28 protein-coding genes are annotated in these 26,398 nt (G+C 68.7%); 12 read left to right on the top strand and 16 right to left on the bottom strand.

The window, feature by feature from the left end:
• Positions 1–113 precede the first annotated feature (113 nt).
• The gene (locus OG817_RS38060; protein WP_406049789.1) at positions 114–563 is read left to right on the top strand and encodes a YciI family protein; all 450 of its coding nucleotides are present in this window, start codon (positions 114–116) and stop codon (positions 561–563) included.
• Here OG817_RS38060 and OG817_RS38055 read toward each other — a convergent pair.
• Positions 545–1,648, bottom strand: a complete 1,104-nt coding sequence (locus OG817_RS38055; RefSeq protein WP_396394555.1) for a zinc-dependent alcohol dehydrogenase family protein — start codon at positions 1,646–1,648, stop codon at positions 545–547. The genes OG817_RS38060 and OG817_RS38055 overlap by 19 nt on opposite strands.
• Complete coding sequence (locus OG817_RS38050) at positions 1,645–2,061, bottom strand: acyl-CoA thioesterase (RefSeq protein ID WP_396394554.1); 417 nt, start codon at positions 2,059–2,061, stop codon at positions 1,645–1,647. The genes OG817_RS38055 and OG817_RS38050 overlap by 4 nt, the downstream gene beginning before the upstream one ends.
• A 23-nt stretch (positions 2,062–2,084) precedes the next feature.
• Here OG817_RS38050 and OG817_RS38045 point away from each other — a divergent pair, with 23 nt between their 5' ends.
• The 3 genes from OG817_RS38045 to OG817_RS38035 all read left to right on the top strand — a co-directional run bounded on the left by OG817_RS38045 (position 2,085) and on the right by OG817_RS38035 (position 4,447).
• On the top strand, positions 2,085–2,489 hold the full coding sequence (locus tag OG817_RS38045) for an alpha/beta fold hydrolase (RefSeq protein ID WP_406049787.1): 405 nt from the start codon (positions 2,085–2,087) through the stop codon (positions 2,487–2,489).
• A gap of 16 nt (positions 2,490–2,505) precedes the next feature.
• Positions 2,506–2,988 (top strand): DUF4188 domain-containing protein, encoded by a 483-nt coding sequence (locus OG817_RS38040; RefSeq protein ID WP_406049786.1) that lies wholly within the window; start codon positions 2,506–2,508, stop codon positions 2,986–2,988.
• A 100-nt stretch (positions 2,989–3,088) separates the two neighbouring features.
• Positions 3,089–4,447: an MFS transporter gene (locus OG817_RS38035; RefSeq protein WP_396394551.1), complete on the top strand. Its 1,359-nt coding sequence runs from the start codon at positions 3,089–3,091 to the stop codon at positions 4,445–4,447.
• Here OG817_RS38035 and OG817_RS38030 read toward each other — a convergent pair.
• The 4 genes from OG817_RS38030 to OG817_RS38015 all read right to left on the bottom strand — a co-directional run bounded on the left by OG817_RS38030 (position 4,349) and on the right by OG817_RS38015 (position 8,719).
• Positions 4,349–5,536: an ABC transporter permease gene (locus OG817_RS38030; protein ID WP_360451535.1), complete on the bottom strand. Its 1,188-nt coding sequence runs from the start codon at positions 5,534–5,536 to the stop codon at positions 4,349–4,351. The two genes, OG817_RS38035 and OG817_RS38030, sit on opposite strands and share 99 nt — an antisense overlap.
• A gap of 149 nt (positions 5,537–5,685) precedes the next feature.
• Positions 5,686–6,372, bottom strand: a complete 687-nt coding sequence (locus tag OG817_RS38025; protein ID WP_406049784.1) for an ABC transporter ATP-binding protein — start codon at positions 6,370–6,372, stop codon at positions 5,686–5,688.
• Entirely contained in the window at positions 6,369–7,664 is a 1,296-nt protein-coding gene (locus tag OG817_RS38020; protein ID WP_406049782.1) for a peptidoglycan-binding protein, read from the bottom strand. Before OG817_RS38020 ends, OG817_RS38025 begins: the two co-directional genes overlap by 4 nt.
• Positions 7,661–8,719 (bottom strand): hypothetical protein, encoded by a 1,059-nt coding sequence (locus OG817_RS38015; protein ID WP_406049780.1) that lies wholly within the window; start codon positions 8,717–8,719, stop codon positions 7,661–7,663. Before OG817_RS38015 ends, OG817_RS38020 begins: the two co-directional genes overlap by 4 nt.
• Positions 8,720–8,996: 277 nt before the next feature.
• Here OG817_RS38015 and OG817_RS38010 point away from each other — a divergent pair, with 277 nt between their 5' ends.
• The 4 genes from OG817_RS38010 to OG817_RS37995 are packed head-to-tail and all read left to right on the top strand — an operon-like array spanning position 8,997 to position 12,569.
• The gene (locus OG817_RS38010) at positions 8,997–9,710 is read left to right on the top strand and encodes a response regulator transcription factor (RefSeq protein ID WP_396394547.1); all 714 of its coding nucleotides are present in this window, start codon (positions 8,997–8,999) and stop codon (positions 9,708–9,710) included.
• Complete coding sequence (locus tag OG817_RS38005) at positions 9,700–11,562, top strand: sensor histidine kinase (protein WP_406049779.1); 1,863 nt, start codon at positions 9,700–9,702, stop codon at positions 11,560–11,562. The genes OG817_RS38010 and OG817_RS38005 overlap by 11 nt, the downstream gene beginning before the upstream one ends.
• A 59-nt stretch (positions 11,563–11,621) precedes the next feature.
• The gene (locus tag OG817_RS38000) at positions 11,622–11,993 is read left to right on the top strand and encodes an MmcQ/YjbR family DNA-binding protein (RefSeq protein ID WP_396394545.1); all 372 of its coding nucleotides are present in this window, start codon (positions 11,622–11,624) and stop codon (positions 11,991–11,993) included.
• 24 nt (positions 11,994–12,017) lie between these two features.
• Positions 12,018–12,569, top strand: coding sequence for a hypothetical protein (locus OG817_RS37995; RefSeq protein ID WP_406049778.1), 552 nt, complete (start codon positions 12,018–12,020; stop codon positions 12,567–12,569).
• Positions 12,570–12,614: 45 nt separating this feature from the next.
• Here OG817_RS37995 and OG817_RS37990 read toward each other — a convergent pair whose 3' ends face one another.
• The 6 genes from OG817_RS37990 to OG817_RS37965 are packed head-to-tail and all read right to left on the bottom strand — an operon-like array spanning position 12,615 to position 18,051.
• Positions 12,615–13,571 carry an LLM class F420-dependent oxidoreductase gene (locus OG817_RS37990; RefSeq protein ID WP_406049777.1) on the bottom strand — a complete coding sequence of 319 codons (957 nt, stop codon included), beginning with the start codon at positions 13,569–13,571 and terminating at the stop codon, positions 12,615–12,617.
• A gap of 3 nt (positions 13,572–13,574) precedes the next feature.
• Complete coding sequence (locus OG817_RS37985; protein ID WP_406049776.1) at positions 13,575–14,321, bottom strand: SDR family oxidoreductase; 747 nt, start codon at positions 14,319–14,321, stop codon at positions 13,575–13,577.
• Positions 14,322–14,329: 8 nt separating this feature from the next.
• Entirely contained in the window at positions 14,330–15,031 is a 702-nt protein-coding gene (locus tag OG817_RS37980) for a histidine phosphatase family protein (protein WP_406049775.1), read from the bottom strand.
• Positions 14,998–16,047 (bottom strand): phosphotransferase family protein, encoded by a 1,050-nt coding sequence (locus OG817_RS37975; RefSeq protein WP_406049773.1) that lies wholly within the window; start codon positions 16,045–16,047, stop codon positions 14,998–15,000. The genes OG817_RS37980 and OG817_RS37975 overlap by 34 nt, the downstream gene beginning before the upstream one ends.
• Positions 16,040–16,819: an SDR family NAD(P)-dependent oxidoreductase gene (locus OG817_RS37970; RefSeq protein ID WP_406049772.1), complete on the bottom strand. Its 780-nt coding sequence runs from the start codon at positions 16,817–16,819 to the stop codon at positions 16,040–16,042. The genes OG817_RS37975 and OG817_RS37970 overlap by 8 nt, the downstream gene beginning before the upstream one ends.
• Complete coding sequence (locus OG817_RS37965) at positions 16,816–18,051, bottom strand: acyl-CoA dehydrogenase family protein (protein WP_406049771.1); 1,236 nt, start codon at positions 18,049–18,051, stop codon at positions 16,816–16,818. The genes OG817_RS37970 and OG817_RS37965 overlap by 4 nt, the downstream gene beginning before the upstream one ends.
• 57 nt (positions 18,052–18,108) lie before the next feature.
• On the opposite strand from OG817_RS37965, the gene OG817_RS37960 reads away from it, so the two are divergent.
• Positions 18,109–18,696 carry a TetR/AcrR family transcriptional regulator gene (locus tag OG817_RS37960; RefSeq protein ID WP_406049770.1) on the top strand — a complete coding sequence of 196 codons (588 nt, stop codon included), beginning with the start codon at positions 18,109–18,111 and terminating at the stop codon, positions 18,694–18,696.
• Positions 18,697–18,782: 86 nt separating this feature from the next.
• The gene (locus OG817_RS37955) at positions 18,783–20,687 is read left to right on the top strand and encodes a discoidin domain-containing protein (RefSeq protein ID WP_406049769.1); all 1,905 of its coding nucleotides are present in this window, start codon (positions 18,783–18,785) and stop codon (positions 20,685–20,687) included.
• A 5-nt stretch (positions 20,688–20,692) separates the two neighbouring features.
• On the opposite strand, the gene OG817_RS37950 is transcribed toward OG817_RS37955, so the two are convergent.
• Entirely contained in the window at positions 20,693–21,952 is a 1,260-nt protein-coding gene (locus tag OG817_RS37950; RefSeq protein ID WP_406049767.1) for an amidase, read from the bottom strand.
• A 23-nt stretch (positions 21,953–21,975) separates the two neighbouring features.
• On the bottom strand, positions 21,976–22,977 hold the full coding sequence (locus OG817_RS37945; RefSeq protein WP_406049766.1) for a sigma-70 family RNA polymerase sigma factor: 1,002 nt from the start codon (positions 22,975–22,977) through the stop codon (positions 21,976–21,978).
• Between the two features lie 132 nt (positions 22,978–23,109).
• On the opposite strand from OG817_RS37945, the gene OG817_RS37940 reads away from it, so the two are divergent.
• Together OG817_RS37940 and OG817_RS37935 are read left to right on the top strand one after the other, a co-directional pair.
• A complete protein-coding gene (locus OG817_RS37940) occupies positions 23,110–23,694 on the top strand; it encodes a dihydrofolate reductase family protein (RefSeq protein ID WP_406049765.1) in 585 nt (194 codons plus the stop codon).
• A gap of 135 nt (positions 23,695–23,829) precedes the next feature.
• A complete protein-coding gene (locus tag OG817_RS37935) occupies positions 23,830–24,288 on the top strand; it encodes a GNAT family N-acetyltransferase (protein ID WP_406049764.1) in 459 nt (152 codons plus the stop codon).
• Here the strand turns inward: OG817_RS37935 and OG817_RS37930 are convergent.
• Together OG817_RS37930 and OG817_RS37925 are read right to left on the bottom strand one after the other, a co-directional pair.
• Positions 24,270–25,706: an ATP-binding protein gene (locus tag OG817_RS37930; RefSeq protein WP_406049763.1), complete on the bottom strand. Its 1,437-nt coding sequence runs from the start codon at positions 25,704–25,706 to the stop codon at positions 24,270–24,272. The two genes, OG817_RS37935 and OG817_RS37930, sit on opposite strands and share 19 nt — an antisense overlap.
• Positions 25,707–25,759: 53 nt before the next feature.
• A complete protein-coding gene (locus OG817_RS37925; RefSeq protein ID WP_406049761.1) occupies positions 25,760–26,371 on the bottom strand; it encodes a hypothetical protein in 612 nt (203 codons plus the stop codon).
• Positions 26,372–26,398: the final 27 nt, after the last annotated feature.

Genomic DNA, 26,398 nt, shown 5'->3' with positions numbered 1-26,398 from the left:
TGACATGCCTCACGAGCGGTGCTCGTGAAGACACTGTGCGTAGCCTGCCTGAAGGGTTGCTGCCGGGTCTAGATTCTTCCCAGGATTTAACAGCGACTTGGGAGGGGTTCCCGGTGCGTTATCTGATGATTTTCCAGGCCACGGACACGTCCGAGGGCGGCGAGCTGGCGAGCGAGCGGAGCCTGACCGAGATGGGTCTGGTGATGGCGGAGATGGCCGAGAAGGGTGTCCTGCTGGCCGGCGAGGGTCTGCTGCCGAGCTCCCAGGGCTTCCGGATGCAGCTGGACGGCGGCGACGGCAAGCGGCGGGTGGTCGACGGCCCGTTCGCCGAGACCAAGGAGCTGATCGCCGGGTTCTGCCTGATCGAGGTAGCCTCCCGCGAGGAGGCGGTCGAGTGGGGCTGGCGCTGCCTGGCGGCCGACGACGGCAACACCGGGACGCTCGAGCTCCGGCAGGTCGCCGCCCCCGAGGACTTCGGTGACGAGTTCACTCCCGAGGCCCGCGCCCGCGAAGCGACGACCTTCCTGAAGGCCGCCGAGAATCTTCAGAAGAGCAACACCTGACGGACCGAGGTGCCGGCGGCCAGGTCGTCGAAGGCCTGGTTGAGGTCGTCCAGTCCGACGGTCGCGCTCAGCAGGCGGTCGACCGGGAGCCGGCCGGCTTGGTAGAGGGCGATGTAGCGGGGGATGTCGCGGCTCGGGACCGACGAGCCGAGGTACGAACCCTTCACCGTGCGTTCCTCGGCGACCAGGCTGACCGCGGGCACGCTGAACGACTGCGACGGATGCGGCAGCCCCACCGTGACCGTGGTGCCGCCGCGCCGGGTGGCGGCGTACGCCTGCTCGAGCACCTTCGCGTTCCCGACGGTCTCGAAGGCGTAGTCGGCTCCACCTGAGGTCGCCTCCCGCACTTCCTCGACGGCGCCCTCACCAGCAAGAACTGTGTGCGTCGCGCCCAGGGACTGGGCCAAGGCCAGCTTCGACGGTACGACGTCCACCGCGACCAGCGGATGCGCGCCGACCAGCGCAGCACCGAGGAGCGCCGACAGCCCGACACCGCCAAGGCCGAAGACGACCGCACTACGCCCCGCCCGGACCTGTGCGGTATTGACGACCGCGCCGACTCCGGTCATCACCGCGCAGCCGAACAACGCCGCGATCTCCGGCGGCAACGACGGGTCGATCTTGACCGCGGACCGCGCCGACACCACAGCGTGGTCGGCGAACCCGGACACCCCGAGGTGGTGGTACACCCCGTCCAGCCGTCGTACGCCGGACAGCAGCGTGCCGGCCGTGTTCGCGGCGGCACCCGGCTCGCACAACGCCGCCCGGCCCTCGGCACACGGACCGCACTCGCCACAGGCGGGTACGAAGGCGAAGGCCACGCTGTCACCGACGGCGAACCCGGGCGCCTCCGACCGGACGACCTCACCGGTCGCCTCATGCCCGAGCAGCATCGGCATGACCCGGGGTCGCGAGCCGTCGATCACGGACAGGTCCGAGTGACACAGCCCGGCGGCGCGGATCCGGACCAGGAGCTCACCGGGGCCGGGCGGCGCCAGCTCGAGCTCCTCGATCCGCAGCGGCCGTGACTCGGCGTACGGACCGGGCAGACCCATCTCTCGCAGTACGGCGCCGCGCACGATCATCCGGTGATCCCTTCCAAGGCCTGGCGGATGCGATCCGGGATCGGCACCGGCCGTCGGTCCTCCCGCGCCACGAACACGTGCACGAACCGCCCGGTGGCGGCCGGCTGGTCCGAGCCCTCGCGGAACAGACCGATCTCGTACCGCACACTCGAGTTTCCCAGCTGTCCGGCCCTCAATCCCGCGTCGACCGTGCCCGGGAACTCCAACGACTCCTTGAAGGTGCACTGCGAGTCCACACACAGCCCGATCACGTCGCCGCGGTGGATGTCGAGCCCGCCGGTCCGGACCAGGAAGTCGTTGATCACAGTGTCGAAGAAGCTGTAGTACTCGACGTTGTTCACGTGCCCGTAGACGTCGTTGTCCTTCCACCGCAACGTGATCGCCAGAAAATGCGGAAACGACGTCCGATCCATCCGCCCACCATAAGGTGATCGGTATGCACTACGTCCTGATTCCGGGCGCCGCCTGTACGTCGTGGCACTGGCACCCGGTCACCGACGAACTGCGGCGCCGCGGCCACACGGTGACTCCGGTCGACCTGCCGTGCGATGACCCGACGGCGGGTCTGGAGCAGTACGTCGACACCGTGGTGGGCGCCGTACCGCACGGTGAAGAGGTCGTGCTGGCGGCGCACTCGCTGGGTGGATTCACCGGGGTGATGGCGTGTGAGCGGCTACCGGTGCGGGAATTCGTGCTGGTCGCCGCGATGGTGCCGGCACCCGGCGAGCGGATCAGCGAGTTGACGCAGGAGCGGCTGGGGTTCAGGCCGGACGAGATGGCCGGTGCTCATTTTCCGATGCTCGGGCACTCGGTGGCGCTGGTGGAGTATCTGCTGAGCTGAAGGGGAGGGGCCAGGGATGAGTGTGATCGAGGGGCGGCAGACGGCCGCGTACGAGGGCGAGATCGTGGTGTTCCTGATCGGGTTCCGGATCAACTCGCTGCGAGCGCTCAAGGCGTGGTTGCCGGTGGGGCGAGCGATGAGCCCGATGCTGCGGGAGTTGTCGAAGGATCCGGACAGCGGGCTGCTCGGGTTCCGGACGCTGCCGACGTGGCGCGGCGTGACGATGATCCAGTACTGGGAGTCGGTCGAGAAGCTGGAGGCGTTCGCCAACGACAGCAACCGGACGCACCGCCCGGCCTGGCTGGACTACTTCCGCAACTCGTTCAAGGGCGGCGGCGCCGGTATCTGGCACGAGACGTACATCGTCCCGGCCGGCAACACCGAGACCGTCTACGGCAACATGCCGCCCATCGGCCTCGGCAAGGTCGCCGGCGTGGTCCCGGTCGGCCAGCGCGGTGAGACAGCCGCCGAACGCCTGCACCGACCAGCCGCCGACTGAACCGAGCACGACTGAACCGAGCACGACTGAACCGAGCACGACTGAGCCGGGCAGGACCGAGCCGACCGGGCTCAACTGGCCCGGCGGTTACAGTGCAGGCGTGCGGTTCATCCGGGATCTTGGGACGCTGCTGCGGCGCCGCGACTTCCGGCGGCTGTTCGCGGTGCGGTTGACGTCGCAGTTCGGCGACGGGGTGTTCCAGGTCGCGCTGGCGTCGTACGTGCTGTTCTCGCCGGAGCGGGCGCCGGACGCCGGAGCGATCGCAGGGCTGTTCGCGGTGGCCTTGCTGCCGTACTCGATCCTCGGTCCGTTCACCGGTGTACTGCTGGACCGGTGGTCGCGGCGGCAGATCCTGTTCGGCGCCAACCTGACCCGGGCAGTCCTGGTCGTCGGCATCGGCGCCATCGTTGCAGTGGGCAACGCGGGCCTGCCGTTCTACCTGGCGGTCCTGCTCACCCTCGGCGTGAACAGGTTCCTGCTGTCGGGCCTGTCCGCCGGCCTCCCCCACGTGGTCGAGCGGGACGAGCTCGTGATGGCGAACGCCGTCACTCCGACCTCCGGTACGGCGTCCTTCCTCATCGGTGGCGGTGTCGGCGCAGGGGTCAAGCTGATCGTCGACTCGGATCTCGCCGTCCTCGCACTCACCGTGATCGTCTACCTGACCGCCGCCTTCCTGGCGCTCAGGCTGCGGCGCGACCAGCTCGGCCCGGACCTGACAGGTGACGAGCCCGGCGTGATCGAGGCCGTCCGTGGCATCGCCAAGGGCCTCGTCGACGGCGGCCGGCATCTGCGACAGCGCAAGCAGGCTGCGCTCGGACTGGCCGCGATCGGCGCGCTGCGCTTCTTCTTCGGGCTCATCACCGTTGCGATGATCCTGCTGTACCGGAACTACTTCTACGGACCCGACCGGCTCGACGAGGCGTTCGGTGCGCTCGCCATCGCCACCGGCGCGGTCGGGGCCGGCTTGTTCACTGCCGCACTCGTCACGCCCTGGGCCACCCGGGTGATGACGCTGCGGCAGTGGATCACCTTGCTGTTCGTCGCTGCCGCCGTGGTCACCGCGATGCCCGGCGGCCTCTACACGCAGCCCGCGATCATCGTCTTCGGCTTCCTCACCGGCTTCTGCGCACAGGGCGTGAAGATCAGCGTCGACACCCTCGTCCAGACGGATGTCGACGATGTGTATCGCGGCCGGGTGTTCTCCCTCTACGACATGATCTTCAACGTCGGGCAGGTCTCCGCGGCCGCACTCGGCGCGGTGATCCTGCCCGACAGCGGGAAGTCGTACGCCGTCCTCGCCTTCGTCGCCCTCGGCTTCGCCGTCACCGCCTTCGTCTACGCACGGCTCAGCCGCGACGGGTCAGGTGCCACGCAGGGCCGTGATCGGCTGGATGGCGGAGGCCTTCCAGGCGGGGTACGTGCCGGCGACCAGGCCGATGAACGCACCCAGCAGGGGTGAGCCGAAGGCCAGCCGGTTGTCCAGGATCGGGGTCCAGTCCCGCACCCACGACACCCCGACGGTGAGCAGTACGCCAACCGCCGTACCGAGCAACCCGCCGAGGAAGCCGACGATCACGCTCTCGACCAGGAACTGGATCGCGACGTGCCGCCGGGCGGCTCCGAGGGCGCGGCGCAGGCCGATCTCGGAGATGCGTTCGAGCACCGACAGCAGCGTCACGTTCGCGATGCCGAGGCCGCCGACGAGGAGCGCGACCGCGCCGAGCAGCAGGAACAGCGCATTCAAGTCCGACTCGACACCCTTGCGGACCGCGCCCTGCTTCGGCGGCGCGTCGACCTTCAGCGTGCTCGGGTTGTTCGGCTGGATCGCGATCGGCGCCTGACCGGCGATGAGTTGCGCCGCGCCGACCTGGGTCCGGATCTCGACCGCGTCCGGCGATTCCAGGTCGTACGCCGCCTTCGCCGTACCGTTCGGCATGATCACCGCGTCGTTCAGCTCGGCCCGGCCGGTGACGGACTCGAGAATGCCGATGACCGTGTAGGGCTCGTCGCCGATGAAGACCGCCGGCTGCGCGTCGACCCGGTTGATGCCGAGCCGCTCGGCCGCATGCTTGCCGAGCACAACGACCTTGTCACCGCGCTGGTCGTGACCGGCGTCGAAGAACCGTCCGGTGCCCAGTACGCCCCGGACCGCGTCGAACAGACCGGCGGACGCCGCCATCACCTGGAGCGCCTTGCCCTCGCCGCCGTTCACCCCGGCGACGTTGCGAACCAGGTCGTCGCCGATGTCGAGGTTGCTGACGGTGCCGACCGCGTCGACGCCGTTCAGCCGCTGGATCCGCTCCGGCGCGTCCCACGGCAACTGCGTCGCCGCCTCGCCTTCCTGCCCGCCCTTGTCGTCCGGCTGTACGACGACCCGCGTCGCCGCGGCCAGGTCGAACCGCTGAGTGATCTGCCCAGCCGCCGTCTGCCCGAGCCCCACAGTTCCTACCAGAGCGGCGATACCGAGCACAGTCCCGAGCGTGGTGAGAATCAGCCGTGTCGGCCGGGCGGCCACCCCGGCCAGCGCCTCGTCGAGCAGGTCCCGCACAGCGGGACGAGATCGAAGGCGCGACCGGCTGGGGCGGGGCAAGCCCGCACGGCGGATGAGACCGGCGAGAGCCAGGCGGGGCCGCGGCCGCCGCGGCCCGCGCCTGGTGGTGGACGGCCCGCCGGCGGGATCCGGGGGGCCTGCTGGGGTTACCACTGGAGGGTTCCGTCGACGATGCGGACCTGGCGCTGGGCGCGGCGGCTGACGTGATCGTCGTGGGTGATGACGGCCAGCGTCATCCCTGCGTGGTGCAACTCGTCGAACACTGCGAGGATCGCCTCCGCGTTGGCGCTGTCCAGGTTTCCGGTCGGTTCGTCCGCGAGCAGCAGGCTCGGCTCCGCGACGAGCGCTCGTGCGATCGCGACCCGTTGCCGCTCACCGCCCGAGAGCGTGGTCGGCGCGAAGTCCATCCGGTGCGCCAGACCGACCCGCTCCAACGCGACTCGCGCCCGGGCCAACCGCACGCGCCGCGGCACCCCGACGTACACCATCGAGAGTGCGACGTTCTCCAGCACGGTCCGGTGGTCGAGCAGGTGGAACGACTGGAACACGAACCCGATCCGCTCTCCCCGCAGTACGGCGCGACGCCGCTCCCGCAGGCTCATCGTGTCGACCCCGTCCAGCCGGTAGACGCCGCCGGTCGGGTTGTCGAGCAGCCCGAGCAGATGCAACAGCGTCGACTTCCCCGATCCGGACGGCCCGACGATCGACAAGTACTCGCCCTGCCCGATGATGAGGTCGACGTCCCGGATCGCCTGTACTTCGGGTGGTCCGGGGAAGAACCGGCGTACGCCGATCATCTCGACCACCGGCGCCGGCAAAGCCACGGCGGTCATCGTCCGACCACCACTTGTTCGCCGTCGGCCAATGATGCGTCGCCACTCGGGCTGACCTGCGCGAACCCGTCGGCCGACAGTCCGACCGTGACCGGCACGAGCTCGACCTTTCCGTCGCGCAGCACCTCGACCCGGGATCCGCCGTCCGAACCGGCAGACAGGGCCGCGACAGGGACCGTGAGTACCTTGCCGTTCGTGCTCTTGACCGGGATCGTCACCCGGACGTTCGCATCCCGCAGCTGCTCCAACTGCTTCGCCGTCAGCGTGTTGGGCCCGACCACGACGTCGTACTGCTCGCCGTTGCGGGTGACCCGGCGGACCTTCGCGGCGACCGACGTACCGTCGCCGAGGGTCAGGCTCGCGGTCATGCCCGCCTTCAGCCGCTCCGCGGTCTGTGCGTCGACCTTGAGGGTGACGACCAGGGAGGCGCCGCTGGCCGACATGACCACGCCGTTCACCGTGCCGCCACGCTCGACCTTCACGTCGTCGACCCGGCGCGGCAGGGTCTTCACGTAGACCACCTCGGACACCGGCAGCGGGGTGCCTGCCTTCGACTGCGCGTCGGCCAGCTCGTCCTCGGCGTCGTCCAGGTTCTCCTCCGCATCGTCGACCGCGCCCTGCTGAACGCTCAGGTCCTTGGCCTTCGCGGCCTTGGCCTGCTTCAACGCAGCCTTGGCCTGGCGGAGCGCGTTCTTCGCCGCGTCGACCCCCTTCTCCGCCGCGTCGACCGCCTGGGTGAGCCGCTCGTCCGGTTCGGGAGCGTCGTACCCGGCCTTCTCGTACAGGCGCTCCACGGCCCGTGAGGTGCTGCCGTCGTACTCGTCGTCGACCGTGCCCGGGTCGAGGCCGAGCTGGTCGAGGGTCTGCTCGAGCTGGAGCACGTCCGGTCCCTTGCTGCCCGGCGTGAGCGTGCGGTACATCGGCAGTACGCCGGCCAGGCCGATCACGGGGCGGCCGGTGATCTCAAGCAGCGCCTTTCCCTCGGTGATGGTCGACCCGACCTTCGGCACCTTGCCGGTGACGATCGCCGGGGTGGTCAGTCCGCTGGTCTCGACCCGGATGTTCACTGCGCCGTCGAACGACGCGTCACCCCGGCCGACCACCTTGCTGGACAGCGCCTTCTTCTCCACCGGCACGGTGATCTGGGAGGCCTTCGGTGCTGCGGTCTTCGCCGCCGCGTCCTCCGGTGAGGTGATCCGCGTGCCGGCTACGACGCCGACCCCGAGCGAGACGGCCGCCACCGTGGACACCCCGACCAGGACCCGGCGCCGCGACTTGGGCGATGCGGTCACCGGTTCGCCATTCCGTCGCGATATGCCTCCAGCTCGGCCTTGTGCTGGTCGACGAACTCCTTCTCCATCGCGTACTGCACCGTCTTGTACGACTCGTCGTACACCTTCGCGCGGCACTTCTGGTCGGCCACCGCGAGGTCGGTCTCGAACTTGCGCAGCTCGGACAGCTTGGCCGAGTCCACCTTGTCGAACGACGGCGGGCCGGTGATCGTCTTGCCCGCGCCGGACTTGGTCGGCGGCTGCGTGCCGGTCAGCTCGTTCAGTTTCTGCTCGACCTTCTGCCGCGGGTCGTCGATCTTGGTGAAGCCGGAGTGGCCCGCGTCGGCCAAGCAGTCGGCCCAGGCGGTCGTCGCGTCGACCACGCGCTGGTCGTCGTCGATCCGCTTCTGCAGCGCCTGGATGTCCTTGAACAGCGACTCGTACTTCTGGAACTCGGCCGCGCGGTCCTGGGACTTGCCGTAGACCTCCTCGACTGCCTTCCCGCGGCAGCCCAGGTCCTGCTTGCCGCTGTCGGACGGGCCGCCGCCCTCCTTCGGTGCGATCACGACCGTGCCGTTGGCGGTCGCGTTCGGGCCGTTCAGGGCGGTGTCGTAGGCCTTCTTCGCCTTCGCCGACAGGCCGTTGCGGATCTTCGTGTTCGGGTCGATGCCGTCGGCGGCCTTGGACCAGTCGATCGTGCTGATCCCGTAGCCGTACTGCTGGGCGAACTTGTCCGGCGGCAGGTTGAAGGCGTCGTTGAACTTGTTCTTCGGCTGCGACTCCGGCGGTACGGCGACGTACTCGAAGCCGGCGTCCTTCATGCAGGCGACAGTGGCGTCCTCGACCTTGCGCTGCTTGGCCAGCTCCTCCTCGGACGACCCCTGCCCGCCGCCGGCCCGGATCGAGATCCGCATCCCGCCGCCACCGGAGCTCATGAACCCCTCACCCATGTACTCCGCGAGCGGGCTCTTGTCGCTGTCCTTCTGATCGCCGCTCGCGGCCGGATCCTGGCCGCTCCCGCAGCCGGCCAGCGCCAGGACCGCCACCAGGGCGAGTGCTTTCCGTGAGGTTCTCATGGCTGTGGAGCGTGCCGTCCGGCCGGTGAAGAACCTGTGAAGGAGCCATTTGCACCCGATGCTCTCAGTCGATCTTCATCGGATTCTCATGAATCTGGTTCACATTGAGGTAGTACCCCGAGCCGGGTGACGGTCGAGTGCTGGAGGTGTCCAGGTGAGTGCATCGCAAGGCGGAAGAGCCGACTCGATGTTGGTTTATCGTGTCTGCTCTTCCAACGCAGCGAGGTGCTTGCCTGGGCGCCTCCAGTGCCGACCGTCACCCGGCTCGGGGTACTAGATGCCAGCGCGGATTCTCGTCGCCGAAGACGACCTGAAGCAGGCGGAGCTGATCCGGCGGTACCTCGAGCGGGAGGGGCACCTGACCGTCGTCGTGCACGACGGGCGGGCCGCGATCGACGAGGCCCGCCGGCGCAGCCCTGACCTGCTGGTGCTCGACGTGATGATGCCGAAGGTCGACGGCCTGGACGTCTGCCGGGTACTACGGGCCGACCGTGACACTGGCGCAGACGTGCCGATCATCATGCTGACCGCGCGCTCCACCGAGGACGACCTGCTGCTCGGCCTGGACCTCGGCGCCGACGACTACCTGACCAAGCCGTACAACCCGCGCGAACTGGTGGCCCGGGTACGGACCGTACTGCGGCGCACGCGGAGCAAGGCCGAGGGTGAGGTGTACCGCGTCGGCGAACTGGAGATCGACCCGAGCCGGCACGAGGTCCGGCTGGCCGGCCGCCTGCTCGAGGTGACACCGGCCGAGTTCAAGATCCTGGCCTGCCTGGCCGCCTCACCCGGGCGGGCCTTCTCCCGGCAGCAGTTGCTGGAGCACGCGTTCGGGTTCGACCACTACGTCTTCGACCGGACCATCGACGTTCACGTGATGAACCTGCGCAAGAAGGTCGAGCCGTCGCCCGGCACGCCGGCGTACCTGAAGACCGTGTACGGCGTGGGCTACAAGCTGGCGGACAAGGTGGTGACGTCGGATGCGTCGTAGTGTGCTGGTCCGCTTCCTCGGCCTGTCGCTCGCGGTCGCGCTCGGCGCGGTGATCGCGACCGCGGTGATCGCGACGTACAGCACCTCGGAGAAGCTCCAGGGTGAGATCGACGCGAACACCGGCCAGTTGCAGGTCGACGGCGAGATCTTCGGCACCCTGTCCGACTACGCGGCCAACCACCCGACCTGGGCCGGTGTCGACAGAGAGGTCCACCGGCTCGCGGACCAGCTCGGGCGACGGGTCGCGCTGACCGAGCCGGACGGCACCGTCATCGCCGACTCGGCCCGCATGCTCGGTGCCGGGCCGGCGCTCCCGTCAGTGCCGGCGGCAACCATCGACGCACGGAGCCAAGGCGGCGGCTTCGCGTACACCGGAGCGGTGAGCGCTGTCGCGTTCCGCAAGGCAGCGGTGGTGATGGCGGGCCAGGCGATCACCAGTAAGCCGTCCGCGCCGCTCCCACCGATGCACTTCGGCTGGGGAATGACCGACGAGGAGGCGCGCGCACGCGATCGGCTCGCGGACAAGGCCGCTGCTTGCTATGAGGCCGAAGGCAAGAGCACCGTGGTGTCGAAAGTGCAGGGCACACCCCAGGTGATGGTCGAGTCGGACCGGTCGGTCGACGGCGTCAGCATGATGCAGTTCGCCAAGCCCGGCCAGGGGGCCAAGGACAAGTGCGTGCCGGCCGGGCTGAATGCGCCGAGCGCGAAGGCCAAGGTGGTCAACGACGACGAGGTCCGCCGGGCGACCGAGTGCCTGGACAAGGCCGGCGAGACGTACACGATCGCCGCCGAGAACGGCCTTCGGATGGTGCTGCCGGACAACAAGACCGACGTCACACCGACCTTCGCCGACTGTACGACGCAGGCCCGCACACAGGCCCTGACGCCGTACGTCGCTCCGGAGGCAAAGCTCTACCTGGGTGCGAAGAGCACGTTCAACGTGTTCTCCGGTGAGGGCATGCTGCGGACCGCGGCGACCGCGCTCGGCGTACTGCTGATCGCGGCGCTGGTGATGATCTTCGCCGGGCGCCGGCTGGTCCGTCCGATCGTGGCGCTGACCGGAGCGGCCCAGCGGATGCGGAACGGCGACCATGCGGCTCGGGTCCCGGTGACCGGGAAGGACGAGGTGTCCCGGCTCGGGCACGCGTTCAACGCGATGGCCGAGTCGATCCAGCAGCACGACCACCAGCGCAAGGCCATGGTCAGCGATGTCGCCCATGAACTGCGGACCCCACTGGCCAATATCAAGGGCTACCTGGTTGCGTCCGAGGACGGCGTCGTACCGCTGGATCGTGAGCTGGTGACGTCGTTGCTGGAGGAGACCGGACTGCTCGAGCATCTGGTCGCCGACCTGCAGGATCTGGCGCTCGCGGACGCCGGCATGCTCCGGCTGCACCGCGCGCCGCGGGACCTGTCCGAGCTGGCGCAGCAGGTGGTGTCGGCACATCGACCAGCCGCGGAGACCGCCGGCGTATCGCTGACGGCCGACGTACCCGAGTCAGCTCCGGCCTCGATCGACAGCGCCCGGATCCGCCAGGCACTCGGCAACCTGGTCTCGAACGCGATCCGCTTCACGCCGTCCGGCGGCCAGGTCGTGCTCGGCGTACGACGTGTTGCCGACGGCTACGACCTGACCGTCACCGACAACGGCAGCGGGATCGCAGACGAGCACCTGCCGCACCTGTTCGACCGGTTCTACCGCGCTGAGCAGTCCCGCAACCGGACGACCGGCGGCAGCGGCCTGGGCCTCGCGATCACCAAACACCTCGCCGAAGCACACGGCGGCCGCATCACCGTCACCAGCCGCCCCGGCGACGGATCGGTCTTCACGATCTGGGTCCCGGCTGGTTGACTCGGCGTGTGGCGGGCCGGAAAGCGCGAGTGGCGGATGTCCATGAGGTTGCCTTGGGGATGCCGCACGTCACCGTCTGGAAGAAGGACACCGACAGCGAACGCCCGGTGTACCAGGTCGGCGGGAAGTCGTTCGTGTTCTTCCGGACGGCGCGACCGGACGCGTTCGACCCGGACACCGGCGAGCGGTACGACGACGTGATCGTGTTCTGGGTGGAGTCCCAGGACGACAAGCTCGCGCTGGTGTCGGACGAGTCGAACCCGTTCTTCACCACCCCGCACTTCGACGGCCACCCCTCGGTCCTCGTCCGGGCGAGCCGGATCGGCGAGCTGACCAAGCAGGAACTGACCGAGATCGTCCAAGACGCCTGGCTCGCCCAGGCCTCCAACCGCCGCGCCACCACCTGGCTCGCCGACCATCGGCTGAGCTGACCTTCCGACTGCCAAACTGAGCAGGTGAGCTACCCACCGGGCGGACCGGCCGCGCCCAACTACGGACAACCACCGCGCAAGAACCGAGCCGGTCTGATCATCACCCTGCTCGTGGCACTCCTGATCGGGGTCCTGATCACGGGCGGCGTCCTCGTCGTCAGGCTGGTCTCCGGCCGGCAGACGCCAACCGCGGCGCCCACCAAGATCGTCTCGGTGGCAGTCAAGACGCCGAACCCGTCACTGAAGCTCCCGACCAGAACGATCCAGCTGCCCACGGGCAAGCCGACGACCAGGCCGTCCGCCACCCAGCAACCCGCCAGATCACCGGAGCCGCCTGGAGCCGTCGTGGCCAACGTCGCCCGGCGGTTCGTTGCTCAGCTCAACGCCAACAACCCCACCACCGCGACCGCGTTGGCCTGTCGGAGCGCGAAGCAGGTGATCCCCTTCCTGATGCACCAGTACCTGAAGCCGCCGACCAGGCTCACCACGGCGATGACCCCGATCGGTCAGCAGATCACCTTCGTCGTCCAACTGTCGGGCACACCAAAGGCGCGACGGTGTCGGGCATCGTCGTGATCCAGCAGCTTGCGCCGGAGCCGACCTGCGTCCGCGCCTTCTCGGTCACCCCGGGCTGAGCGGCGCGAGCGCGCGGGCGGTGTCGAGGAGGTCGGTGCCGGTCGGCAAGGTCGCGATGATCGGGGTGTCCAGGCCGTTGGCGACGTACCGGGCGATGTGCTCGCGGCACTCGTCCGGGGTGCCGTGGACGATCAGGTCGTCCAGGACCTCGACCGGTACGGCGGCCATCGCTGCGTTCCGGTCGCCCGTGGCCCAGGCCTCGCGCATCTCCTTCATCGCGGCGCCCCGGCCGAGCCAGTCGTGGAAGGCGGCGTACCCGGGCACGGTCAGGTAGGTCGCGATCAGGAAGCGGCCGATGTTGCGCGCCATCTCCGCGTCCTCGGTGACGCAGACGAAGATCCGCGCGGCCAGTTCCTTGTCCGGCCCGAGCTCGGCCCGCACCTGGCGTACGTCGTCGGCCGACAACCAGTTGGTGATCGCGCCGTCCGCCTCCCGCGCGGCCAGCTTCAGCATCTGCGGACGCAGCGCCGCGAGCATGATCGCCGGCGGCACGTCCGGCGCCTTCTCCAGCCGGAACCGCTGAATGGTGAAGCTGTCGAACTCCCCGTCCACCCGCTCCCCCGCGAACGCCTGCCGCAGGAACCGCAGTACGTCGCGGGTCCGGGCCAGCGGCGGGTCGTACGCGATCCCGTTCCACCCGGTCACGATGGTCTCCGACGACGCCCCGATCCCGAGCACGAACCGCCCCGGCGCCAGCTCCGCGAGCGCGGCCGCGCTCATCGCCAACGCAGCGGGCCCCCGCGTGTGCACAGGTACGACGGCAGTCCCCAGCCGCAACCGGTCGTCCCACTCGGACGCCAGCACCAGCGGCGTGAACGCGTCCGCGCCGGCCACCTCGGCCGACCACAGATCCGTGTAGCCCAGCGACGCCAACTCGGCGACCAGCGGCCGATGGTCGCGCAGCGGCACCCCGGTCAACGGAACGGTCAGACCCCAACGCATCAGTCAGATCATCCTCTTCAGCAACGGCAGTGGTGCGTACCGCATCACCCGGGCGAGCGGGCTCCACGGCCACGGCGGCACGTACGCCGTCGCCTTCTCGGCCTCGATCGCCGCGACGATCGCACGGACACCGGGAACAGTGTCGACGATCAGCGGGGTGTTCGCGACATGCTCGTTCATCTCGGAGCGGATGTACCCGGGGAAGATCGTGCTGACCTTGATCGGCTTGCGGAGCAGCTCCAGCCGGAGCCCTTCGGCCAGCGCGGCGACACCGGCCTTCGTCGCGGCGTACGTCGTGACCGTCTTCGGCAGCCCGCGCACCGCCGAGACGGACGAGATGAACACGAGGTGCCCCGCATTCCGCGCCCGGAACAGCTCCATCGCCGCCTCGGCCTGGGCGAGTGCGCCGACGAAGTTGGTCTCCGCGGTCTGCAGGTTCGCGTCGAACCGCCCGGTGCCCAGCGGTGCGCCCTTCCCGAGGCCGGCGTTCACGATGACCCGGTCGAGTCCGCCGAGCTCGGCGTCTGCTTTCCGGAACACCTCGAAGACCTGCTCGTGATCGGTGACATCGAGCTTGTGGATCACCACGGTCAGCCCGGGATGCCGCTCGGTCAGCTCGGCCCGGAGCGCCTCCAGCCGGTCCTCGCGGCGCGCGGTGAGCGCGAGGTTGTGGCCCTTGGCGGCGAACTGCCGGGCCATCTCGTCCCCCAGCCCGGCACTGGCGCCGGTGATCAAGATATTGCGTCTCATGGGGAGCCTTATCTGTAGGAGAGCAACTCGCTGCCGTCGAGATGCCCGTGCTCGTTGTAGCTCACCACAGTCAGTCCGCTCCGACCGGACACGACCTTGGTGATCGCGGTGTTGATCGTGATCGGGTTGAGCCGCGACCACAGCTCATCGCTACCGGACAGCAGCCGGCTCACCACGGCCGCGATCGGACCGCCCGACGTGAAGACCACAGCAGTCTCGCCCTTGCCCAGTCGCTCGGCGGTACGTCGTACTGCGGCTTCGGACCGGTCACAGAAGGCGCGGAACGTCTCGGTGTAGCCGTCACCGCCCTCGACCCAGCGCTGGGTGGCGGCGGTGAACATCTGCTGGAAGGCGCGCTCGGGGTGGCCGGTCCGGGTGACGTCGGCCAGCATCACCGCACGTCGCTTGTAGGCGGGCTTGTGCGCCACGATCAGCTCGGTGTGATCGAACTCGTCGAAGCCCTTGTCCTCTTCCGCGGTCGCTTCGGCGAGCGCGAGCGCCGCGGTCTGGGCGTGCCGCCGCATCGAACCACGCAGCACGAGATCCGCGGTCACCCCGCGGGCGAGCAGCGCCTTGCCGAGCACGGTCGCCTGTTGCTCGCCCTGGGGCGAGAGCTCGTCGTAGTCGGTCCGGCGGAAGGACGCCTGGGCGTGCCGGACGAGGTAGATGACGGCCATCAGGCTCGCCGCATGATCCGGCGGCAGCGCCACTCGAGCAGGTTGACCGGCCGCCACATGGTCTTGAACCGCGGGTTGTGGGTCTGCTTGTGGTGGTAGCGGTAGTAGATCTGCTGCGCGATCACGGCCAGCCGGAACAACCCGAACACCTCGTAGAAGGCCCAGTTCTCCGGTTTCAGTCCGGACCGCTCGGCGTAGTACGCGACGATCTCGTCCCGCGTCAGCATGCCGGGTACGTCGGACGGCTGCAGGCGGAACCGGCGGAACGCCCAGTCGTCGTCCGCCTGGACCCAGTACGCCATCGCGCTGCCGAGATCCATCAACGGGTCGCCGAGGGTCGCGAGCTCCCAGTCGAGAACGCCGACCACCCGGAGCGGGTCATCCGGCGCCAGCACCAGGTTGTCGAGGCGGAAGTCGTTGTGGATGACGCAGGTGCGCACGTCGGCCGGTTGGTGCTCGGCCAGCCAGGCCATCACGCGCTCGTAGCTCGGCACGTTCCAGGTCTTGGCCTTGCGGTACCGATCCGACCAGCCCTTGACCTGGCGTTCGACGTACCCCTCGCCTCGGCCGAGGTCGGCCAGCCCGGCGGCCTCGGCATCGACGGCGTGCAACTCCACCAGGGTGTCGATCAGCGTGTAGCCGAGCTGCCGGGTCTGGTCGGCGGTCAGGTCGACGCCGAGCGCGGACGTCCGCGGGATCGTGCCCGCGATCCGCTCCATCACGTAGAACTCGGAACCGATCACCGCGTCGTCTTTGCAGTGGGCAACCATGGTCGGGACGTACGGAAAGACCGGTTTGAGACCGGACTGGATCCGGTACTCGCGGCCCATGTCGTGCGCGCCCTTCGCCTTGGTCCCGGCCGGCGGGCGGCGCAGGATCAGGTCGTGGCCGTCGTACCGCAACAGATAGGTCAGGTTGGACGCACCGCCGGAGAACTGCTTGACCTCCGGCAGTCCGGCCGGCAACTCGGTCTGCTGCCGGAGCCAGCGGTCCACCGCCGGTACGTCGAAGGCGTCCTCCTCGCGGACCGCCCGCGCGCCATCACCCACGGGCGGCGGCCTCGGCGCGCTCGCGGGCCCGGGCGGCGATCTTGCGCATCTGCCGGTCGTACAGCGGCCGGGCGAACCGCTTGGTCCGCCACGCCATCAGCGCCGGCCGGTCCGGGATGATCAGGAACTGCTTCTTCTTGATCCCCGTGATCACCCCGGCCGCGATGTCGTCCGCCGTACGCGGCGACTTCTCGATCAGCTGCCGCGCCGTCGCGCCCATGGCGGTGTCCTCGCCCTGGATCGAGTCACCGAGATTCGTCCGGAAGAACGACGGGCAGACGACGGAGACGGTCACGCCGTACGGATGCAGCTCGTGCGACAGCGTCTCCGAGAGCGCGACGACACCGGCCTTGACCGTGTTGTACGAGCTCATCATCGGCGGGTGAACCAGACCGGCCGCGGACGCGGTGTTGACGATGTGACCCGAGCGCTGCCGCTTGAAGACCGGCGTGAACGCACGACAGCCGCGGACGACACCCATCAGGTTGATGTCGACGACCCGGTCCCACTCGTCCAGCGTCTCGACGTCGATCCGGCCGCCGGTGGCGATCCCGGCGTTGTTCACCAGGATGTCCAGGCCGCCCCAGTTCTGCTCGCACCATTCGACCGCCGCGGCCCAGTCCTCGGAGCTGCGGACGTTCAGCCGCAGATAGTCCTTGGGCCCGTCGTCGGCGACGTCCGTACACAGCACCTGGTGGCCGTCGGCAACGAACCGGGCGACCAGCGCGGCGCCGAGCCCGCTGGCGCCGCCGGTGACGAGGACGCGGCTCACTTGACCTCCCGGGGCAGGTACGACGCCAGTTCGAGCCTGGCGATGACTCCACGGTGCACCTCGTCGGGGCCGTCCGCCAGCCGCAACGCCCGCGCACTCGTCCACGCGGCCGCGAGCGGGAAGTCGTCCGACAGCCCGCCGCCACCGTGCAACTGGATCGCCATGTCGATCACGTCCTGCGCCATCCGCGGCACCGCGACTTTGATCTGGCTCACCTCGCTCAGCGCACCCGCCAGCCCTTCGGTGTCCAGCAGGTACGCCGTCTGCAGCACGAGCAACCGGGCCTGGTTGATGGCGATCCGGGCGTCGGCGATCCGCTCGCGGTTGCCGCCCAGGTTGACGATCGGCTTGCCGAACGCGGTCCGGGTGGTGCCACGCTCCAGCGCGAGCTCGAGCGCCATCTCCGCCAGGCCGATCAACCGCATGCAGTGGTGAACCCGGCCCGGACCCAGCCGTCCCTGCGCGATCTCGAACGCCCGTCCGGGCCCGACCAGGATGTTCGACGCCGGCACGCGGACATCGGTGAACGACACTTCGCCGTGGCCGTGCGGCTCGTCGTACCGGTGCATCGTCGGGAGCAGACGCTCGACCTTCACACCAGGGGTGTCCCGCGGGACGAGCACCATCGTGTGCCGCGCGTACCGAGCGGCGTCCGGGTCAGTGAGGCCCATGAAGATCAGGAGCTGGCAGTCCGGGTGACCGACGCCGGTGCTCCACCATTTACGGCCGTTGATGACAACCTCGTCGCCCTCGATAACCGCGGTCGCCGCCATGTTGGTGGCGTCCGCCGACGCGACGCCCGGCTCGGTCATACAGAACGCCGACCGGATCGCGCCGTCGAGCAGTGGCTCCAACCACTGCTTCTTCTGTGCGGCGTCGCCGTACCGAAGCAGCACTTCCATGTTGCCGGTGTCGGGCGCGTTGCAGTTGAAGACGTACGGCGCCAGGAACGACCGGCCGGTGAGCTCGGCGATCGGGGCGTAGTCCAGGTTCGGCAGGCCCTCGCCGTACTGCTCGTTGCCGGGCTCGGCCGGCGGGAGGAAGAGGTTCCAGAGTCCCTGCTTGCGGGCCTTCGCCTGCAGCTCCGCGAACGCAGGCTGCGGCTGCCACGGATCGGCGGCCGCCCGGGTGGCGGCCTGCAACTCCGCCTCGACCGGCTCGATCTCAGTCCGGATGAACTCCGCTACCCGGCCGATCAGCTCACTCGCCCGGGCGGAAGGTTCGAATCCCATCAAGACTCCTTCAGGTCGCCTTGACCGTAGCTCAGCCCCTAAGCAATGCTCAATAGCATGGATCACCGACTGACAGCGGAGGACCGCAAGAAGCAACTGGTCCGGATCGGGCTGATGATGCTGCGCACCCAGCCGATCCACGAGCTGTCGATCGACGCGATCGCCGGGCAGGCCGGCATCTCCCGCAGCCTGCTGTTCCACTACTTCCCGAGTAAGCGCGACTACTACGTCGCCGTGATCTCAGCCGCCGGCCGCCGCCTCCTGCGCGTCACCAAGCCGGACGACTCCCTCCCGCACGACGAGCAACTGCACGAGATGCTGATCCAGTTCGTCGCGTTCATCACCCGCCGGCGCACGGCGTACATCTCCTTCGTCCGGGGCGCCGCCGGCGGTGACGACTACGCCGTCAAGGTGTACGACGAGACCCGCGCCGGCCTGACCAAGCGTGTCCTGACATACCTGGGCCTCCCCGAGGTCGCCGAGTCACCGGCCTCGAGCGAGTACACGCGAGTTCACGCCTGGCTCGCGTACACCGAAGACCTCGCCATCGAATGGTCCGGCCTCCCGGAGAAGGACCGCCAGTCAACCGACAAAGAACTGGTCACCCACGCCATCGAAGCCCTCCACCTGCTGCGGAAGCTGTAAGCCGGACCGCCGCACTCTTGACAGACCCCACACCCGAGCGTTGTCTGAGGCCGCTCATGGGAGTCAGGGTCGACGTAAGGAGTGCGATGAGAAGACAAGCATTCGGGGTTGCTCTGGCACTGGCCGTGAGTTCGGTGACCGTTCCCGCCGCCGAGGCCCAGCCCTCGACCAGTCAGGCGCGGGTTTGGGTGACGACGCCGGATCGGGCGGAGCTGCTTCATGAGCGGGCCCCGGATGCGTTCCAGCGCGGGGCCAGCGACCTGACCACGATCACGGTCGACCCACGTACGTCGTACCAGACCATGGATGGCTTCGGCGCCTCGATCACTGATTCGTCCGCGAACGTGCTGTACCGGCTCAGCCCGCAGGACCGCGAGCAGACGATGCGCAAGCTGTTCGACCCGCAGCAGGGCATCGGCGTCAGCTTCCTGCGCCAGCCGGTCGGGTCGTCCGACTTCACCGCCGAGGCCGAGCACTACACGTACGACGACGTACCGGCGGGCCAGACCGACTTCGCGCTGGAGCAGTTCAGCATCGCGCACGACCAGCAGCAGGTACTCCCGCTGCTGCGCCGCGCCAAGCAGCTCAACCCCACGCTGAAGGTGATGGCGACCCCGTGGAGCCCGCCGGCGTGGATGAAGACCGGCGACTCGCTCGTCGGCGGCCGGTTGAAGGACGACCCCGCGGTGTACGACGCCTATGCGCGGTACCTGGTGAAGTTCGTCCAGGCGTACGCCAAGGCCGGCGTACCGGTCGACTTCATCTCCGTGCAGAACGAGCCACAGAACCGCAAGCCCAGCGCGTACCCAGGCACGGACATGCCCGTCCGGCAGGAGGCCGCGGTGATCTCGGCGCTCGGACCGCTGCTCCACAAGGCGAGTCCGCGGACGAAGATCCTCGGCTACGACCACAACTGGACCACGCACCCCGGTGACATCGAGTCCACTCCGCCCGGCGAGGACCCGGAGACCGACTACCCGTACAAGCTCCTGCAGACACCAGCGGCGAAGTGGATCGCGGGTACGGCGTACCACTGCTACTCCGGTGACGCGTCAGCCCAGACCGCACTGCACAACGCGTTCCCGTCGAAGGGGATCTGGTTCAGCGAGTGCTCCGGATCGCACGGGCCGGACGACACCTCGCCGCAGATCTTCCGCGGCACGCTCACCTGGCACGCGCGCAACCTGATGCTCGGCACCACCCGCAACTGGGCGAAGTCGGTGGTCAACTGGAACATCGCGCTCGACTCGACCGGCGGCCCGCACCTCGGCGGCTGCGACACCTGCACCGGCCTGGTCACGCTGCAGCCGGACGGCACGGTCACGACCGATGCCGAGTACTACACGATCGGCCACCTGTCGAAGTTCGTGGAGACGGGTGCGGTCCGGATCGGCAGTACGTCGTACGGGACGACTGGATGGAACGGGCAGCTGATGTCCGCGGCCTTCCGCAACCCGGACGGTACGACGGCGCTCGTCGTACACAACGAGAACGACGACCCCCGGAGCTTCGCGGTGGCGGTCGGTGACAAGTCCTTCGAGTACGAGCTGCCGGGTGGCACGATCGCGACGTTCGCCTGGGGACGCGTGTCGGCGGACGTCCCGCAGCCGGTCTCACTCGACGGCGCGACGGCGACCGCATCGGTGAACGGCGCCGAGGCCGGTATGGCGATCGACGCCGACGGCTCGACGGTGTGGACGAGCAAGGAGGCACAGGCGCCGGGTCAATCCGTGCAGGTGGACCTGGGCTCGCCTCGCTCCTTCCGCCAGCTCGCCCTCGACAGCGGCGGCCAACTCGGCGACTTCGCCGCCACCTGGAACGTTGCCGTAAGCAACGACGGCACCCACTGGTCCAAGCCGATCACCGGCAACTCAACCGGCCAACTGACCACCGTCACCCTGCACCCGACCCTCGCCAGGTACATCCGCGTGACCTCAACCTCCACCAGCGACCACTGGTGGACCCTCGCCGACCTCCGCCTCTACCGCTGACCCTGCTACGACAGTTGGGATTCGATCCAACGGGCCGTGGCGGCGGCTTGGTTGTTGGTGGTGGCGATCAACTGGAGGCCGACCGGGAGGCCGTTGGTCGGGAGGGGGAGGCTGATGGCTGGGTGTTTGGTGAGGTTGGCCAGGCGGGTGTTCTTGAGTAGCTGGGACCGGATCGCCTTGCTGCCTTCGGGTGTGGCGGCGTCGGCGATCAGGGGCGCCGTGCAGAGAACAGTCGGAGTGAGTACGGCGTCTACCCGTGCGAGGACGCGCTCCATCTCAGCCGTGATCTCGATCGCCCTGGACCGGGCAGCGTCGTACTCCGCGGGCGTGACCTCCGCCGCCTCGCGGAGCCGCTCCTGCACGTCGGTTTGGTACTGCGCCATCGACCGTCCAGCGTGATTCGCCACCGCCTCGGGGCCCTGGATCTGAGCGGCAGTAGTAAAACTGTCTCCCCAATCGGGCAGCTCGACGTCGACCAACTCCACGCCCGCCGCCGAGAGACGATCCACCGCGGCGGCCCACGCCGCACCAACCTCGTCAGTGAACCCGAGGTACTCCGGATTGGTCACCACACCAAGCCGCGTCGGCCGAGCCGCGGCAAACGCGGTGTCAGAAAGTACAGACAGTGCATAGACCGCATCGGCAACAGTCGCGGTCAGTACGCCGACGTGGTCAAGGCTCTGCGACAACGGGAACACCCGGTCGGCCGGCAGCGTCCCGTACGCCGGTTTGAAGCCGACCACTCCGCACAACGCCGCCGGGATCCGCACCGACCCAGCCGTATCCGTCCCGATCGCCAGCGGAACCACCCCGGCCGCAACCGCAGCACCAGCGCCCGCGCTGGACCCACCCGTCATCCGCGACGGGTCATGCGGGTTGCGGCAAGGCCCGAGCCGATTCGACGTACCCGTGCAGCCGTACGCGAACTCGTGCGTGTGACTCAGCCCGATGATGATCGCACCGGCCGCCCGCAACCGGCGTACGACGTCAGCGTCCTGCTGCCCGACTTCGTCCATCGACGTCGACCCGCAACGGTACGGCCATCCCTCGACTTCGACGATCTCCTTCATCAGAACCGGCACACCCGCGAGGGCGCCACTCCGGTCGTGACGTGCCGCGCGCTGCAAGGCTCCGTCTGCGTCGAGGTGGACGACAGCGTTCGTCCCGGCCGTCTCCTCGGCCCGGATGAGCGCAGTCCGGATCAGCTCGACAGGATCCAACGTGCCGACCCTGACATCGGCCGCGATCTCCTCCAGCGATTGCACGCTCTCATCACACCACGTCGGCCCTATCCCAAGTCCCGCGGTCCGGGTAGTGATCGGGGCAGTCCGAACGACGGGAACACACTGTTCTCGAACCGGGTCATGGCGCAGATCCGGTCGCCGGCAACAGTGAGGACGAGCAGGCCGGTGCCGTGGCGGACGCCGGTCGGAGCGTGCAGATAGATCCCGAACGCCGGCTGCCTGTTGGCTCGGGTCGGTACGAGATCGAACCTGCGTCCCGTTCCGAACAAGTCGGAACAGAAGCGGCCCACGACGTCCCGGCCCTGGTACTCGAGCGGCAGCGGTGGCATCGACATGAACACGTCGTCGGTCAGCAGGTCCACCAGCGCGGCGATGTCGGCCGCTTCGTACGCGCTGACGAACTTCGCCACGAGCGCATCCTCGGCAGGCGACCCTGCGACGGCAGAGTCCGGCCGCCGTTGCTGCAGGCCGGCGCGGGCCCGCTTGAGGGCGCTCTTGACCGAGTCGACGGTCGTGTCCAGCATGTCGGCCGTCTCGCGCGCGTGGAATCCGAGGACGTCGCGCAGGACGAGTACGGCGAGCTGACGCGGTGGCAGCAGTTGCAGCGCAGTCACGAAAGCCAGCGAGATGGACTCGGTCTGCTCGTAGCGGGCCTCCGGGCCGAGCGGCAGATTGATCGCATCCTCGAGAAGCTCGTCCGGGTACGGCTCGAGCCAGGCGACTTCGCCGAGCCGGGTCGGCTCGGGCGGTTCGATACCGGGGATGTCCCACTCCTTGGCCGGACGGCGGCTGGCCGAGCGCAGCGCACTGAGGCATCTGTTGGTGGCGATCCGGTAGAGCCAGGTGCGGATCGAGGCGCGGCCCTCGAACGTGCCGAGACCCCGCCAGGCCGACAACAGGGTGTCCTGGAGGGCGTCCTCGGCATCCTGGAACGAACCGAGCATCCGGTAGCAGTGCACGTGCAACTCGCGGCGGTGCGGTTCGGTCAACGCCCGGAACGCGTCGCCGTCCCCGTCCCGCGCCCTGCTGATCAGGTCTGCTCTCATCGACTCCACTCTCGCCCTCGCTGGTCCTTCCACTCTGTACCGACGCCGGCGGAGGCCCGAGAGGGGCGCCCCCTTCTTCGCCGGCACCGCGTCTGCACCAGTCGTAGCGACAAATCGACGAAGGAGCATGACATGGGAAAGATCGTCGTCAGCGAGAACATCTCGGTCGACGGAGTCATCGAGGACGCGACCGGTGACGAGGGCCTCGGGCGCGGCACATGGTTCACCTGGATCACCGACCGCGATCGCGAGGAGTGGGCCAAGGCCGAAATCGCGGAGGCGATGGGAGCCGACGCGCTGCTGATGGGGCGACGTACGTACCACTGGTTCATCGCACGCGGCTGGACAACCCGCACCGACGTCTGGGCGAACCGGCTGGCCGACGTGCCGAAGTACGTCGTCTCGTCCTCACCTCTCGAGGGTCCCGACTGGAGCAACTCGACAGTCCTGAAGGGTGACGTGGTGGAGCAGGTCGCGGCGCTGAAGAAACAGGTGGACGGAGAGATCGTGGTCTACGGCAGCGGCAGCCTCGTGCCCACGCTGATCGAGCACGACCTGGTCGACGAACTGCGGTTGATGACCTACCCGATCGTGGTCGGGGCCGGCGGACGGCTCTTCGGGGAGACCAGTCTCGTGAAGCCCCTGCGCCTCATCGAGACCCGCACGATCGGAAGCGGCATCGCCCTCCTCACCTACCAACCCGTCCGAGACGCCTAGCCGGCCTCGCGGCAGCTCCCGCTCATCAGAGCACGTCGAGCGTGGAGCTGCCCCTGGCAGTCCTCACGCCTGTCCGTCGGGCCGGAGAGGAAACGGAAACAGCAGCGTCATGCCAGGTTGCTACCGTCCGGACGCATGACGACGGAGCAGATCGAGGGACTGGAGGTCCGGGCGGTCTCCGGCACCGACCCCGCACTGGTCGCGCTGATCACCGCTCAGCAGGCCGAGCTCGCCGCGATGTACGGCGAGGACCAGCCGCTCGTCGCTGTCCACGCCGACATCTCCTTCACCCTGCTCGTCCTCGACGGCACTCCGGTCGGCTGCGTCGGCCTGCAACCCGTTTCCCCCGGCGTCGGCGAGATCAAGCGCATGTACGTCGAACCGTCCTCACGCGGCTGGGGTCTGTCCCGGATCCTCCTCGAAGCGGTCGAGTCCCAGGCCCGCGCCACCGGTCTCACCCGCCTCCGCCTCGAGACCGGCACCCACCAAACTCAGGCCATCGCCCTCTACACGAACCACGGCTACACCCCCACCCCGCCGTACCCACCGTTCGAAACCGAACCAGCCTCCCTCTGCTACGCGAAGGATTTGTAGAGACGGTCGAGTCCGATCGTGAGCACCTCCGGATCGAGACCCGGCTCGAAGCCGGCGCCGCTGTAGCACACGAGCTTCGTCTCCGAGGTGTCGTAGTTCCGCGACAGCAACTGCCGGGCCCGCTCCAATCGCTCGACGTGCCGGCGCCCCATCACCTCGCCCCACTTCGCCTCACCCAGGGACAGCAGCTTGCGGCGCTGCCCGGGAACAGTCGGAGCCAGCACCACGACGTCCACCTCGATCTGACTGCGCCGACTGTGATCCGGTACGACGCCCGCGCCGATCTGTCCCGGCAGTTCGCCGAAGAGCTCTGGCGGTGCGGCCAGCGCGAAGTCCCGGCAGAGCTGCTCGAAGTGCGGGCCGACGACCTGTGAGGAGAACCGTGCTCTGGCCGCCTCCCAGACGTTCTCGGCCCGGCCGCTCTCCAGCAGTCCCCACTGCGGCCGCATCACCACGTGGTAGAAGACCACGAGCGGCTCGGCCACCTGATAGGTGGATCGCCGGGCGCGGAAGACGTCCTCCCGGCGTCGCAGCAGTCCGCTGTCTTCGAGGACCGTCAGCTGATGTCCTATGTCAGTCGCCTTCCGGCCGACGTAGTTCGCGATCCCACCGCGCGTACTGTTGCCTGCAGCAACTGCTGCGAGCACCGAGTGGTAAAGCGCACTGTCGCGGACATCCATCTCCTCGTCCAACAGGTACCGCGCCTCGCGGAACAGCGGGTTCACCGGGCTGAGGACCGTCCGCAGGATCCAGTCGTCGAAGTCGCCCGCCGACGCCGGAATGTCGTCGTCCACGAAGCGCCGGTACGCCGGGGTGCCGCCGGCCACCGCATGCACGAGCACCGCGAGCTTCGGATCGGCCAGGTCCCAGAACTCCGCCGCCAACCGGTAGTCGAACGGGCGGACGACCATCTCCAGGCTCGCCCGGCCGCGGAGCGGAGCGTTGCCGGACAACAATCCACCCATCACCGACATCGCCGAACCGCACAGCAGCACGGAGGTCGGGCGCCCACCGGACGCGGCCTGATCCAGCTCGCGCTGCAGGATCGACGGTAGAGCCGGCGAGACCTTGCTCAGGTACGGGAACTCGTCGATCACGAAGGGCCCACGGGCTGGATCGATCGAGAACAGGAACCGGACGGCGTCGTCCCAGCCGTCGAACCGTGGCGGGGAGGACAGGTCCAGATGCGTGCCGACCGCCGTCGCGAACAGAGCAAGGGACTCGGCCTCCGTCGCTTCGGTCGCCCCGAAGTACAGCCCGGCCGCTTCCTCGGCCAGCCCCTGCACCAGGAACGTCTTGCCCTGCCGCCGCCGGCCGCTGATGACAGCCAACTGTGGACGGTCCTTGGTCCGGCTCGCGAACCGGACCAGGTGATCCCACTCGGCGTCTCGCGCGAAGATGCGCTCAGGCTTCCTCATGTTTTAGAACTATACTTATAATAAATACAGCTCTGCAACTTTGAGCAGGATCTCTAGAGGTTCAGGACGAGGTCGTCGCCTTCGGGGTGGAAGCCGAGTTTGTTGAGGTACGGCGTGGACTCGCGCATGCGGGGCGGGGCGAGGACCTGGCGGAAGCCGTGGTCGGTGAAGACGTCGCTGCGGCGGTAGACGAACTCGCCGGGGGTGAAGTCGCGGTACTTCGGGAGCACGTAGTCGAGGTCGATCTGCGCACGGCCGTCGCCGGCGTCGTGGGCCAGAACCACGCCGACGGTGCGGTCGCCATGCTGGACCAGGAACGCGTACGGGCTGGCGCTCGGCGTGAAGCCGGGGTTGAACCGGCTGATGTCCTTCTCGTGCTGCGCCAGCACGTGGCCCAGGTACGCGTCGGTGTCGTTGACCTGCAGCACCTGGTACTCGGCCTCGTCGTGCCGGTGCCGGAGCAGGCGCCACAGGTGCACCACGTTGATCACCGCCAGGACGGCGTTCATGCCGACCATCGGCCACACCCCGATCGCCAGGTTGAACACGACCAGGATCACGCAGCCGATCAGGTTCAGCACCCGCAGTCGCAGGATCCGCGCCTGCAGCAGGGACGCGACGACCAGCGCGGATCCGCCCCACCCGATGATGCTCAAGACGTCCACAGCGCGAGGGTAGACCAGACGGCCCGC

It is taken from the genome of Kribbella sp. NBC_00889 (assembly GCF_045207705.1).
Classification (GTDB): Bacteria; Actinomycetota; Actinomycetes; order Propionibacteriales; family Kribbellaceae; genus Kribbella.
Note: the sequence above shows the minus strand (reverse complement) of the source record. Positions and strands in the feature narration are given on the sequence as shown.